The organism is Halodesulfovibrio sp. MK-HDV (genome assembly GCF_009914765.1).
GTDB lineage: Bacteria > Desulfobacterota > Desulfovibrionia > Desulfovibrionales > Desulfovibrionaceae > Halodesulfovibrio.
In genome coordinates this window covers 58,407-72,041 of the sequence record NZ_WYDS01000001.1, presented here as the reverse complement: position 1 = coordinate 72,041, position 13,635 = coordinate 58,407, and the positions used below count along the sequence as shown (strand labels likewise).

The following is a 13,635-nucleotide window of genomic DNA, read 5'->3' as shown; positions in this document are numbered from 1 at the left end:
CATTTGTGAAATAAATGACAAGGAGGAATGAGGTGAACATTCTCATTTTTGGACCAAACGGTAGTGGTAAAGGTACTCAGGGCGCTCTTATTAAGACAAAGTACGATGGCATGGCTCACATTGAGTCCGGTGCTATCTTCCGCAAACACATCGGTGGCGGAACTGAGCTTGGCAAAAAAGCTAAAGAATACATTGACCGCGGTGACCTCGTTCCTGACGAAATCACCATCCCGATGGTTCTCGAAACTTTGAAAGTAGATGGCGCTAAAGGCTGGCTGCTTGACGGTTTCCCACGCAACATGGTTCAGGCAGAAAAATTGTACGAAGCTCTTAAAGCTGAAGACATCAAGCTTGACCACGTTGTTGAAATCCTTCTTCCTCGCGAAGTTGCTAAGAACCGCATCATGGGTCGTCGTCTTTGTGAAAATGACAACAACCACCCTAACAACATCTTTATTGAGCCTATCAAACCTAAAGGTGAAGTTTGTCGTGTCTGTGGTGGCGCTCTTACTGCTCGTGCAGACGATCAGGACGAAGACGCAATCAACAAACGTCATGATATCTACTACAACACCGGTGACGGTACCCTTGCTGCAGCATACTTCTACAAAGATCTCGCTGCAAAAGGTGAAACTAAATACGTTGAGCTCAACGGTGAAGGTTCTATCGAATCTATCAAAGATACTCTTATCTCAAAGCTCTCCTAGTAATACTACTTTTGTATATAAAGCCCTCTTGCCTTTGATAGGTAAGAGGGCTTTTTTATGCATTAGAATCATTGAACAAACTTATCTTATACTGTGTCTTGCGTACCACACTTAGCTACCCTTAAGAGTGTTATCTTTGACTACCAGCATGAGGGGGCGATCAATGACCTTAAAATTTTGTCGAATATTCTTATCTTGCATCTTCACTCTTTCGCTAGCTATCGCGTCTCCATGTAGTGCCAGCAAAATGATGGATAACCCGTTAACGCCACCAAATACGTTTAGCCCTCAGGCAACGCTACACAGCTACCTTACGAATATGACAAGGGCTTTTGCAGTCCTTCAGAAAGCTTTCGTGCTTGATATGAAATCAGAAAACATCTTCACGCACTCACCTGAAATTCTTAAGCTACAGGAAGAAGCTAATCTGTATTTCCAAAAAGCAATCGAATGCTTAGATCTCTCTAAGGTTCCCAGCGTTTATAGGGACGAATACTCAAAAGAAGTTGTAATTCAACTGAAAGAGATTCTAGACAGAATTAATCTTCCTGATCTCGGCATGGTGCCAGCAGAAAATAATTTTGGTGCAAAAAACATCCCATTCTGGCGTATCCCTAATACACCAATTGAAATGATGCTTATCACCAACGGATTTCGTAATGGTGAATACTTGTTCAGTGCGGAAACTGTTTCCAAGATTCCTATTTTATATGAAATGGCAAAACGCCTTCCATACAAAACACACGACACTGAAGATTTCTTTCAATTCTACATATCAACACCGGGTAGTTTGCTTCCACCAAAATGGTTTCATTACATACCAGCATGGATGTCTGCAGAAGTTTATTGCGGGGAAACCATTTTTCAATGGATGATGCTGATTTTATCTTTCATATTTTTAGTTTCATTCGTTGGGATTGTTTACAGGGTATGCAGTCGCAGAATTGATCCAGAACACCCTATTCGCTCTGACTTTTATAAATTAACGCTTCCACTTATGCTTACAGGGCTGGCCTACCTGCTCATGTTCTTCCTTGAAGAAGTTGTTAACCTTTCCGGTACAACTCTACATTATACTACAGGGATGTTAGACGTCATAAAATGGCTCAGTGCAGCATGGGCAATCATCGTCGGAGCAAGCCTTGCCGCAAACATCTTTATTGCAAACCCAAATGTTAATCCGCAATCTATTGATGCAAGTCTCATTAGGACTGTGGCCTATTTGAGCAGTATATTTCTCGCCATATGCATTTTATTCTACGGTGGATCAAACCTTGGCTTGCCACTTATTCCTATTGTAACGGGCTTGGGCGTCATTGGTCTTGCGGTATCACTTGCTGCCAAACCTACAATCGAAAACATCATTGGCGGGCTAACTCTTTTTGCCGACCGACCGGTTCGTATTGGTGAGTACTGCGCCTTTGAAGATCAGTGGGGGAAAGTCCTGCATATTGGCTTACGCTCAACGCGCATACGTGCCGGTGACCGCACAGTGATATCAATCCCAAACGCCGTATTCTCACAAATGCAGCTTGTAAATATTTCACTTAGAGATCTCTACCGCTTCAGCGAGTATCTCCACTTACGAAAAGAAACCACCGGTAAACAACTGCGCTGGATATTAGCTCAAGTTCGAGAAATGCTCATTGCACATCCGAAAGTGCTTTCTGAATATCTACATCGCGTAAAATTTGATTCATACAACGAATACGCACAAATTATACGAGTATACACATTCATTAACGGCGAATTGGAATGGGAAGATTATCTCGATGTTCGGCAGGATCTTCTTTTCAGGATAAGCGACATAATACACAATGCCGGTACCGACTTTGCCTACCCTTCACAGACGGTTTATCTTGCACGGGATAAAAAAGACATAGCTCCGTCAGACACTGTAGACAGGGGGATGAAGTATTCTGATAGCGAGTATCCGTATCCAGACACATCAGAGGAACGGTACGATGAGCTCGTCGACAGAATGAAATACCCACCAACCAACGAAGAAGATTTTGCAGGCTTGCCGCTTGAAGACAAAATTGAAGAAGAGACAGTAGAAAAAGAAAAATTAGATGAGAAAGAGAAGGAAGAAAAAAGCATTAAAGTCATGAGGAGATAGCAAACCTCTGCATCAAATTTTGACACAGAAAACATACATCAAACACTCATTTTTATTTATAGAGAGACTAAAAAACAAAAAAAAGCCTGAGGAATAATTCCTCAGGCTTCATTTTTATTTCTTCCAGAACTCAGGAACAAACAGAATAAATACCGTGTAAATTTCCAAACGCCCTAGCAGCATACAAAGAGTTAATACCCATTTTGCAAACGCTGGTAGATGAGCAAAGTTCTCTGCAGGACCAACGGAGCCAAGCCCAGGGCCAATGTTGCCGATACAAGCAACAACTGCGGCAAAAGATGTAAGAACATCCAGTCCGGTTGCAGAAAGTAAAAATCCGGAAATAACAAACACTGCCAAATAAATAACAAAAAAGCCCAACACACCGGACATAACACTTGCCTGAACAGTTCGTCCGCCAAGTTTAATATGCTTAACAGCACGGGGGTGAACAAGTCTGAACAGCTCATGATACCCCTGCTTGAGCAGCAGCTGGATACGCATACATTTCATGCCACCACCAGTAGAACCGGCACAGCCGCCTAAAAACATAAGGAACAGCAGTAACGCCTGAGCGAGTGGTGCCCACAGTTCATAGTCTGCTGTAGCAAACCCAGTCGTCGTACAAATTGAAACAACTTGAAACGCCGCATACTGTAAAGAAGCAGCGAATGAGTCGTAATTTGACCCGTAAACTGTAATGGTGATTATTGCTGTAAACACAACGATAATTGCGATGTAGAATCTGAACTCAGAGTCCTTCCAAAAGCATTTAAAGTCGCCTGCCAGCGCTCTAAAGTGCAGAGAGAAGTTAGCTCCCGCAATGAGCATAAAGATGGTAATTACCCAGTCAATATACGCACTATTGTAATATCCCGCAGATGTATTCTTAGTGGAGAAGCCGCCTGTAGCCATTGTACCGAAGGTATGACAAATGGCATCAAACAGGTTCATACCACCGAACATAAGCAACACACAAAGCAATATGGAAAAATACACATATACTTTCCACAATGCTGCTGCTGTATCTTTAATGCGCGGTTTAAGCTTATCAGGAACTGGTCCCGGAACTTCCGCTTTATACAACTGCATACCACCAACGCCAAGAAATGGCAGGATGGCAAGGGAAAGTACAATAATACCCATACCACCGAGCCAGTGCGTTAAGCTACGCCACATGAGCAAGCTTTTCGCGACAGATTCAATATCCGTCATTACACTGGAGCCAGTAGTTGTGAAGCCGGAAATAGATTCAAAGACGCAATCTGTCCATGTTGGGAAGACTGCCCCGAAGTAGAATGGCAACGCGCCTGCAAGACCAGCAGCAAGCCAGCCTATGGCTACAATCGCCATCCCTTCCCTGTGGTTCATCACGAGCTTTTGCTTTGGACGAAACATCAGAAATAGTGCGGCCCCACTCCAAAGTGTGACCACTGTGGAAAGCAGTAACGGAACCAAACCTTCATCCTGATAATATAACGCCCAACCAATAGGAAAGAACATGGTGAGGCCAACAGCCCCGAGCAATGCTCCGATAATGTAAAGGCAGTACTTAACTCGCATACGGTACCTACACGGACTGTAACGTTACAAGTAGAGCCTGCTCGACTCGTGCAACGTTTTCCGGAGTAGTCAGAATAATAATGCGGTCATCAGGATGAATGACGCTGTCGCCGCTTGGAATAATGACTTCTGTGTCACGCAAGATACCGATAACCAGCGTCCCTTTAGGAAACGGAAGGTCTTTAATCGGTTTGCCGACAATTTCGGAATTATTTTCAGCAATGGCTTCAAGAGCTTCAGCACCTTCACCACTAATTGAAACGGAAGAAAGCACTTTGCCCTGTCGTACGTACTGCAAAATAGAGTTAACAGCAGAAAGACGCGGTGAAACAGAGTGATCAATACCAACAGCTTTAATAAGTGGCTGGTACGCAAGCTTGTTCACACGGGTAACGGTTTTCTTTACGCCAAGGTTCTTGGCAAGCAGAGAAGTGAGAATATTAGTTTCTTCGTCTGATGTAAGAGAAATAACTACATCCATTTCGGCAATGTTCTCTTCCTGCAAAAATTCCTGATCAGTACCGTCGCCACAAAGAACGAGCGGGGCATCAAGTTTTTCAGCCAGAACACTACAACGGGCGGGATTCGAATCCACAATTTTGGTATGGATTCCCTTTTGCTCAAACAATGAAGCAAGTCGGAAACCAATATTACCACCGCCGATAATGAATGCATTTTTTATCGGATCAAGACTTCGTCCGCACGCCTTGCGCACAGATTCAATACTTGTATCTTTACATACGAAGTAAACAATATCGTCTTGTTGAAGAGTATCACTACCACCCGGAATAATGAGCGCATCATCGCGTACAATCGCAGCGATAATTACGTTGATATCTGGAACTACGCTTCTAAAATTTACAAGCGCTTGATCCAGCAAAGGACCATGTCCCATTCGAACACCGATCAGTTTAATCTTACCACCAGCGAACTCGTTATAGTCCACGGCACCCGGCATAGATAACAACCGATCAATACTCTTAATCACTTCAACCTCGGGGTTGATGATAGCAGAAATATTGAGGAGATTTTCTGAAAGTTCTTTACTGTATTCGCCGTATTCTTCGTTACGAATACGTGCGAGTTTCTTTGCATTAGGAGCAATAATATTCGCAAATAAGCATGCGATAATATTGACTTCATCGCTGTCTGTTACTGCTAAAAAAATATCAGCATCTTCAGCACCAGCATTTTTAAGAACTTCTGGACTGGAACCAGAACCAAGAATGGTTTGCACATCCAGAACCTCTGAGATTCTTCTGAGTGCACTTTCATCCTGATCGATCACAACAACTTGTTTATGTTCTTGAGCAAGTCTGTGTGAAATATGATAACCAACTTCACCAGCTCCGACGACAACAACTTTAAGCTGGTCAACCTTAGGTTCCCGATGGAATAAACGCATATAGAGAGTAACTCCCAAAAACGTGAGACATAAAAAGTTAGGGGCACATGCCCCAATTCAGTGACCACACGTAAAAATACCTGTCACTAAAATATGTCTCACAGCTAATTGAATTCTCAACAGCACAATAAAAGATGTACATCACATCTACCACTGAACTGCATCGAAACAGACGTAACAAATTCAGATTAAGTACAAATCACACAGAACAACGCGTCTTAGGCTATTTACCATAAGACTTGAAGGCTTGCCTACGGCTGGACTAGTCTCAAAAAACAAATCCTACATACATAAATGTATGCTTCCCCCTAGCCTTCTCAAGCGCAGTAAACTGAACGAAGTTGCATCAACCTGTAAAAATGACGTTGCCAGTAGTGCCACAATTACATCAACACTCTTTACATGAAGAAATCTGGTTCATTACGAAAAGTTACCAGATTCAAGATACAACATCAACCAAGCAAAGTAATAGAAACATTTGAAAGAAAAAAAGCCCGCTAAAAAGCGGGCTTTTTTTGAAATGTCAAGCAGGACAGGCTAGGCTTTAATGCCAGCAACAGCCTTGCTCAGACGGGAGATCCTGCGGCCTGCGGTTTTCCAGTGGATAACGCCTTTAGTGGCAGCTTTATCCAGGATACCGTTAGCTACGCGGAGAGCTTCCTGAGCTTTCGTCATATCTTCTTCAACAACTGCAGCGCGAACGTCTTTAACAACGTTACGTACGCGAGTTTTCATAGCACGGTTAAGTGCAGCACGTTTAAGGGACTGACGATGTCTCTTGATGGCAGATTTATGGTTAGCCAAGGTAATTTCCTCCAAAACTATATGGTAGTAAGATTCAAAATAAAGACCTTACTGGAACACGGGAAATAGCTCATTACGCGCATCGCTACGCGGTGTCAACTAATTACCCTTTTTTATCAACGTATCCCAGTAAAAAAACAACTCTACATCTGTAATGCTGAGAAATCAGCCAAGCGGCCAAGCTGTTGTACAAGAGCACTCAGCAAGTTCAACCGGTTTGCGCGCACCTTTTGGTCGTCGCACATAACCATTACATTATCAAAGAATGCGTCAACTGCAGGACGGAGTTCTGCGAGCAACGCGAAAAGAGCATCGAAATCTTCTTCAGCCCAGAGCTGAGCAAACTTAGGAGCTACGTCCTCGAGTGCTTTAGCAAAAGCTTTCTCTGCATCATTTTCAAATAACGTAGCATCGTATGCGCCACTGAGCTCTACGCCAGCTTCGCTACCCTGCTTACGAATAATGTTTGCAGCACGTTTAAAGGTAAGTACAGCCTGGTTGAAACCTTCACCTTTGCTGTACGCAGAAAGAGCTTTTAAACGGGCGTCAGCTGCCCAAACGTCGTCAGAATCTGCACCAAGTACAGCTTCAACCAACAGGGTTTCATAACCCTTGCTGGTAAAGTAGTTCTTAAGACGCTGAGCAAAGAACTCATTCAGCTTGGTAAGAGCTTCCTGCTCATCCAGCTTCCAAGTAACACCTTCGTAACGGTTCTGTGCACTGGCAAAAAGCTCAGCAGCAGAAATACGAAGATGTTTTTCAATAATAATACGTGCAATACCAAGACAGCAACGACGTAATGCGTATGGATCAGCAGCGCCGGTTGGAATCATGCCAAGACCAAAGCAACCTGCAAGGGTATCTGCTTTGTCTGCCATGGAAACCAGAGCGCCACCCATAGTAGATGGTACCGGAGAGTCAGGACCTGCTGGCAGGTACTGTTCTGCAATCGCTTTCGCAACCACATCGGACTCACCTTTACGCGCTGCGTAAATACCACCCATAATGCCCTGAAGGCTGTCGAATTCGCCAACCATCTCAGCAACAAGGTCAGCTTTACAGATGCGGCCTGCGCGTTCTGCATCAGCTGTAATCTCTGGAGCAACTTTAGTTGCAAGATCAGCACACAGGCCGGAGATACGACGAGTTTTGTTACCCATGCTACCAAGTGGAGCAAGGAAGATAACATTATCGAGCTTTGCAAGCCAAGTATCAACATCAGCCTTGAGGTCAGTATTCCAGAAGAAGCGACCATCTTCAAGACGAGCACGCAACACACGTTCCCACCCTACTTTAACAACTTCCATTTCGTTTGGAGTAGTGTTCAGTACAGTAAGGAAGTGAGGAAGCAAATTGCCTTCAGCATCTTCTACACCAAAGCTTTTCTGGTGACTCTGCATGCTGGTAAGCAATGCCTGACGTGGAAGCTCAAGGAACGAAGCATCAAAATCACCAAGACAGGCAATAGGATGTTCGACAAGACCCTGAACTTCGTCAAGAAGGCTGTCTTTCCAGATAATGCGTCCGCCTGCTTTCTCAGCAAGCACATTACCTTCTTCAATAATTTTAGCGCGACGTTTTTCTGCAGAAAGAACAACGGCACATTTTTCTTCGATGGTTGAGTAGTAGTCAGCAGCGTTTGCAATCGCAAACGGACCGGCAGCATGCACACGGTGACCGTATGTTTCTCTGCCGGAATTCAATTCTGCAACTTCAAACGGAACAACAGCATCGTCGAGCATTGCAAGCACCCAGCGAACTGGACGTGCAAAGGTGAACTCCTGTTCGCCCCACTTCATTTTTTTTGCAAAAGGAAGCTGTGCGATCAAAGTTGGACAAAATGTTGCGAGCAGGTCTGCAGTCTTTGCGCCACCCATCTTTTTGCGAACTGCAAGGTATTCACCTTTGTCAGTCTCAAGACGGAATGCATCAGCAAGGTCAACACCCTGCGTTTTTGCAAAACCAGCGGCGGCTTTAGTCGGGTTGCCGTCTGCATCATATGCAATACGAACAGGAGGACCCGGGATAACTTCTTCGCTTTCTTTCTGAACTCCTGCAATGTCATAGATCATTACAGCAGCACGACGAGGGGTTACATGCGATTCTACCTTATCAAATTCCACATTGGATTCTTTGAGAAAGTTAGAAAGGCGGGTAATTAAATCTTTTTCCAACCCCTTTTGAAAACGGGCGGGAAGCTCTTCGGTGCCGATTTCCAAAATAAATAAGGACATCTCAATTCTTCCTATGGACTAATCGTTGTTTTTTGCAGGCATTAACGGGTAACCAAGCTCTTCACGCTGCTGTGCATACAAACGAGCAACAGCAGAAGCAAGAACGCGCACACGGCCAATGTAGCCAGTACGTTCCGTAATGGAAATCGCACCGCGCGCATCAAGCATGTTGAAGGTATGAGAACACTTCAAACAGTAATCGTAGGCTGGAAGCGGAAGGCCAGTTTCACAAAGCTGCTTGCATTCTTTTTCAAACATATTGAACAGCTCAAGAAGCATCTTTGGATCACTGTGCTCGAAGTTGTACTTCGACATTTCCACTTCGTTCTGATGGTACACCTGACCGTATGTCACAGTGTCGTTGTACATAAGGTCGTACACTGACTCTTTTTCCTGCAAGTACATGCAAATACGTTCAAGACCATAGGTAATTTCTACGCTGGTAGGATGCAGGTCTATACCGCCAACCTGCTGGAAGTATGTAAACTGAGTTACTTCCATACCATTCAACCAAACTTCCCAGCCCAGTCCCCAAGCGCCAAGGGTTGGAGATTCCCAGTCATCTTCAACAAAGCGAATGTCGTGCGCTGACGGATCAATACCAATAGCACGCAAGCTGTCGAGATACATTTCCTGAATATTATCAGGAGAAGGCTTTAAAACAGCCTGAAACTGGAAGTAATGCTGCAAACGGTTCGGGTTTTCACCGTAACGACCATCTGTAGGGCGACGGGAAGGTTCTACATATGCAGCCTTCCATGGTTCCGGACCGATAACACGCAAAAAAGTTGCGGGGTTAAACGTGCCGGCACCACACTCGATGTCGAACGGCTGCTGCAATACACAGCCCTGTTTGGACCAAAAGTCCTGCAGGGTGAGGATAACGTCTTGGAAGTTCATGTTTTTCCCCTGAATACTATATTCTCTACACGGCCTATGCCGAGTTGTTGTGGTAACTGTATGTAGCGCTAAACGCGTCTAAACATTCCGTTTTCCCAAGAAAGACCTATATGATATTGGATAAAGCCGTCAATAGCTCTTGAAAGCTCTTTACGCGCCCTCATAGAAAGATTCAGCTCTGACCAACGAAGCGGAGAATTTTCCTGTACAAATCGCAAAGCGTCAAGAGATTCCTTACTTAATCTGAACCTTGGCCCTTGCGACTGAGCACAAGCCGCACATGTAAGCACGCCTTCTTGAACATGAAACACTGGATATTTCAAGTCGTTAGCACAAATTTGACAGATGTTTAGCTCTGGACTGTAGCCTTGATCGAATGCAAAACGAGCACGAAAAAAAAATAGGCCAAAGCTTATCCAACGCTTCTGCTTCATTCAATAACACCAGCATTTCGGAAAAAAGGCTATACGCAGCAGGTGCACCTTCAAAAGATATACCCATTGCTTCTAAAAATTTTTGACAGTTTACTGCGAGCCCAAGTCTTTCGTGACTGACACGAAGATTCTCCGGGGAATCCATTAAGGTTCCCTCTTCAAGCGAAAAGTAGGTCGCAAGCTTGCTGCCTTTTACCCGAAACAGCACGCGGTTCAAGTGGTCCAAACAACCACAAAAACGCCTTCTGCTTCGGCACCCGCCAAAAGCAAACGCGTTCATTATTCCTCGCGTTGGAGACAAAAAGCGGACCCAAAGGTCCGCTTCTTTAAATCTTCCGATACGGAGGATGATAACTTTTTCGGTAAATTCCATCAGAACTATGAAGCGGCAATATGTACTGTACGCACCTTACCGTCCGCACCATTGAAATAGTATGGAGCACCATCAAGTGTCAGTGAAATTCCGCCAGAGTTTCCTAAGCGTAAAGACAGATTATTCGGGAAGGTAACAGTGTACCCCTGTCCGTTACGAAGCAAAAACTCTTTACGGGTAAATCCATCACCGGTTGCTTCAACCCAGCAGTCCGCAGTTGCTTCAACACGTAGAGAACGCATTGCAACATCTGCTTTTTTATTTGCCTGCTCTGTTACTGCAGCTTTTTCTTCTGCCTTTTGTGCTACGACATCAGAAGGAGCTACAACAACAAGGGCCGGTGTTTCGTTAACAACTACTGGCTCCGGAGCGACTTCAGTTTCCTTAGTCGCTTTACTATTTGCTTCCGGACTAACTTCTTCCACTTGAACGGAAGGAGCTGCTGGCTCAATCACAACAACCTCAGCAGCATTCTGCCCTACTGGTTGTTCAGCCTGTTCCTGCTGTGCAGGGGGCTGTTGAACAGGTACTTCTACTGTTGCTTCTTCATTACCAAGCGTGGCAGTACCAGACTGCATATAGAAGTAGCCCGCCGCAACGAGGCCAGCAATAATCACGACAATGATGATGAGCTTAACAGGGCATCCTTTCTTATCTCTACGAGCTAACACAGGCTCTGCCATATCTTCTTCAAGCTCATCTCTGTATGCAACATCAACTATTGCACCAAGCTCTTCAGGATCAAGTCCCAAAATCATTGCGTAGCTCTTAACAAATCCTTTCACATACACTGCATGGGGCAGTTCTGATTTAGTACCTGATTCTATAAATGCAAGCGTGCGCGGTGCCAATTTTATGCGTTCAGAAAGTTCCTCAAGAGATAAACCTTTTTTTTTCACGTTCCTCACGCAACAGGGTTCCGAGCTCCAGCATTTCAGACATCTGTACCTCCACTTACAGCCGAACGTCTACGACGGCATTGTTACGCAGTTTTTCAGCGTAGTCTTTAAAGCTTGCTTCAAGGCGAGGCGCTCTCAGCTTAGCTTCAATTTCCTGCGCTACTTCTTCAAGCGAACGCAGCGAACCTTTGGTCTTACTGTGCAATTTAATAAGTGCCTTTGAAGACCCAAGAGACAAAACATCAGAAACAGAACCATTCTTCATATCTTGAACAACAGCCATCATCTGTGGTGATACATCTTTAACACCAAGCTCGCCAAGGTAACCACCTTGCTCTTTGCCTGGACCAACAGAATATTTTTGAACTGCTTCTTCGAATGAAATCTTACCAGCAGAAAGCTCACTGTGAACGTCTTTAATATCAGCTGTCGGTGCAAAAACAAGCAAGCTTACTTCCACTTTTCCGTCTGCTGCAAATTCAGATTTATGTTCATCGTAAAAACGTTGAACCTCTTCTTTAGTGATAACGACTTTACGTCCTACCATAAGTCCAAGGAGACGCTGGCGAATAATAGATGCTCTTACTCGCTCTTTCACAGATTCAATAGTAAGACCTTCGCTTAAGATCTGCTCTTTAGCCTTCTCGAGAGTCATGCCGCGCTGCTGCGCAATTTTGCGCAACTCGTTTTCAATTTCGGCCTCTTTCACGGTAATACCGCGACGCTCTGCATCCTGTAAAAAAAGTTTTTCTGACACTACGTTATCAAGAACGTCGCTCAGAATAGATTTTACTTTCGGGCTGTCAGCGTATTTAGGACCGAGCACTCCGGCTTTTTTCAGTTCCGGAATTGCCAGTTGTTTCAAATCATATAACGTTACAATGTCACCGTTCACAACCGCCGCAATCTTATTAACCAACTGCTCAGCATAAACAGGTGCAGCAAACATAACAACAGCTGCCAGCGCAATTAAAAATCTGGAGGCCATACTATTCTCCCGATATAGGTGATAAACATTCACACACCACAGCTCCCCTCATGGTGCGCGAGTTCTTACTCATTGGGTCTGTATTACCTTTTAAGCAATTATGCAATAATGAGAAAAATCAGACCCTCTAATTCAAACTAAAACTATCTAAAATAATTTTGTATTTCATTTCAACATTATGGGTCGGAACTTTTACCAACCTCAGACTCAGGTTCTCTGTCTGGCTCTTCCTGAACTTCTTCCTGTTTTTGCGAAGAGTTAGAATGAGCATTCTGGTTATTTTTCCCACCCAGCTTTTTTGATAAAAGTGGAGTGACTTTAATATCAGCTGAAGCAAGCTGACCTTCCAACCAATCACTAAATGCTTCATTCATTTTTTGGTCAATCAAGATACGTTCAATGACTGAATATGCCTGAGACGGTCCAAGTAATTTCTCCGGAATAACAGCAAGTGACACTAACTGTTCAAAACCGTATGCAGTCGTGGAAATATTGCTACTGCTTTTAGGACGAAGCTGCTGCAAAGTAGAAGCCCACTGAACTGGCAAACGGTCTTTTTTCAGTTTTAGTTCACGCACTGTAATTTCTTCCGGCAATGTCTTAGCTGCTACTTTCCAATCTTCAGCTTTTTCTAATAAAAGAGAAGACCGCTGTACGCTTGTTCTATCATTACCGCGCACGAGCAATACATGTACCCGTTCTGGAATATAGAATTCTGACAAATTATCTTTGTAGTACCCTTCAGCTTCCTGATATGTCAGAGAGACTGTCGGGCGTAATACATCATTAAAAAACAATTTCATTTCCAAATGACGTTTTAAAAACAATCGCCATACAGCAATATCAATGTACTCTTCAGTTAACGTTCTCTCAAAAAGGCCGTCTGGGTAATCCGCCCTGATAGATGCTTCTTCTTTTTGCACATCTTCCGAGGAAACACTCAGACCTTCTTTTTCTAAAGCAAAGCCCACAAGCTTATAAACTATAAGCTCCGAAAGAACGTTCCCGTATTCTGCACTCATAGCTTCAACAGACGGAACAACTCCAGAAACCCAGCCAAGATTATTCAGGTCATAGCGAGCTTCCAACTCTTTCAAGTAGATTGGCTTACCATTCACCCGTGCCACAATCCCTTTCTCTTCAGGGTGCTGCGTACAACCAGCAATAGCTAATAAGAGAGTCAGCAATAATATGAGTCGGCGCATTCGT

At 44.2% G+C, this 13,635-nt stretch carries 10 protein-coding genes and 1 pseudogene; 2 read left to right on the top strand and 9 right to left on the bottom strand.

The genetic code is table 11. The features are described from left to right. Positions 1–32: 32 nt before the first annotated feature. Together MKHDV_RS00310 and MKHDV_RS00305 are read left to right on the top strand one after the other, a co-directional pair. Positions 33–707 (top strand): adenylate kinase, encoded by a 675-nt coding sequence (locus MKHDV_RS00310; protein ID WP_160711087.1) that lies wholly within the window; start codon positions 33–35, stop codon positions 705–707. 163 nt (positions 708–870) lie between these two features. Beyond that, positions 871–2,826, top strand: coding sequence for a mechanosensitive ion channel family protein (locus MKHDV_RS00305; RefSeq protein WP_160711085.1), 1,956 nt, complete (start codon positions 871–873; stop codon positions 2,824–2,826). Positions 2,827–2,940: 114 nt separating this feature from the next. Here MKHDV_RS00305 and MKHDV_RS00300 read toward each other — a convergent pair whose 3' ends face one another. The 9 genes and pseudogenes from MKHDV_RS00300 to MKHDV_RS00260 all read right to left on the bottom strand — a co-directional run bounded on the left by MKHDV_RS00300 (position 2,941) and on the right by MKHDV_RS00260 (position 13,631). Next, a complete protein-coding gene (locus MKHDV_RS00300; RefSeq protein ID WP_160711083.1) occupies positions 2,941–4,389 on the bottom strand; it encodes a TrkH family potassium uptake protein in 1,449 nt (482 codons plus the stop codon). Positions 4,390–4,396: 7 nt separating this feature from the next. Next, positions 4,397–5,794: a Trk system potassium transporter TrkA gene (gene trkA, locus MKHDV_RS00295; protein WP_160711081.1), complete on the bottom strand. Its 1,398-nt coding sequence runs from the start codon at positions 5,792–5,794 to the stop codon at positions 4,397–4,399. Between the two features lie 537 nt (positions 5,795–6,331). Then, complete coding sequence (gene rpsT / locus MKHDV_RS00290) at positions 6,332–6,598, bottom strand: 30S ribosomal protein S20 (protein ID WP_160711079.1); 267 nt, start codon at positions 6,596–6,598, stop codon at positions 6,332–6,334. A 143-nt stretch (positions 6,599–6,741) separates the two neighbouring features. Continuing rightward, positions 6,742–8,832, bottom strand: coding sequence for a glycine--tRNA ligase subunit beta (gene glyS, locus MKHDV_RS00285; RefSeq protein WP_160711077.1), 2,091 nt, complete (start codon positions 8,830–8,832; stop codon positions 6,742–6,744). A gap of 18 nt (positions 8,833–8,850) precedes the next feature. Continuing rightward, complete coding sequence (glyQ, locus tag MKHDV_RS00280; protein ID WP_160711075.1) at positions 8,851–9,732, bottom strand: glycine--tRNA ligase subunit alpha; 882 nt, start codon at positions 9,730–9,732, stop codon at positions 8,851–8,853. 68 nt (positions 9,733–9,800) lie between these two features. Then, positions 9,801–10,539 (bottom strand): annotated as a pseudogene (recO, locus tag MKHDV_RS19115) (DNA repair protein RecO). 5 nt (positions 10,540–10,544) lie between these two features. Then, positions 10,545–11,438: a RodZ domain-containing protein gene (locus MKHDV_RS00270; protein ID WP_160711073.1), complete on the bottom strand. Its 894-nt coding sequence runs from the start codon at positions 11,436–11,438 to the stop codon at positions 10,545–10,547. A gap of 55 nt (positions 11,439–11,493) precedes the next feature. Continuing rightward, positions 11,494–12,426, bottom strand: coding sequence for a peptidyl-prolyl cis-trans isomerase (locus MKHDV_RS00265; protein WP_160711071.1), 933 nt, complete (start codon positions 12,424–12,426; stop codon positions 11,494–11,496). Positions 12,427–12,602: 176 nt separating this feature from the next. Continuing rightward, the gene (locus MKHDV_RS00260; protein WP_160711069.1) at positions 12,603–13,631 is read right to left on the bottom strand and encodes a peptidylprolyl isomerase; all 1,029 of its coding nucleotides are present in this window, start codon (positions 13,629–13,631) and stop codon (positions 12,603–12,605) included. Positions 13,632–13,635 lie beyond the last annotated feature (4 nt).

Bases quoted from the DNA above. Each gene is read 5' to 3' on its own strand.
- glyS (WP_160711077.1), bottom strand. From the start codon at position 8,832: ATGTCCTTATTTATTTTGGAAATCGGCACCGAAGAGCTTCCCGCCCGT.
- MKHDV_RS00300 (WP_160711083.1), bottom strand. From the start codon at position 4,389: ATGCGAGTTAAGTACTGCCTTTACATTATCGGAGCATTGCTCGGGGCT.
- MKHDV_RS00305 (WP_160711085.1), top strand. From the start codon at position 871: ATGACCTTAAAATTTTGTCGAATATTCTTATCTTGCATCTTCACTCTT.
- trkA (WP_160711081.1), bottom strand. From the start codon at position 5,794: ATGCGTTTATTCCATCGGGAACCTAAGGTTGACCAGCTTAAAGTTGTT.
- MKHDV_RS00260 (WP_160711069.1), bottom strand. From the start codon at position 13,631: ATGCGCCGACTCATATTATTGCTGACTCTCTTATTAGCTATTGCTGGT.
- MKHDV_RS00265 (WP_160711071.1), bottom strand. From the start codon at position 12,426: ATGGCCTCCAGATTTTTAATTGCGCTGGCAGCTGTTGTTATGTTTGCT.
- glyQ (WP_160711075.1), bottom strand. From the start codon at position 9,732: ATGAACTTCCAAGACGTTATCCTCACCCTGCAGGACTTTTGGTCCAAA.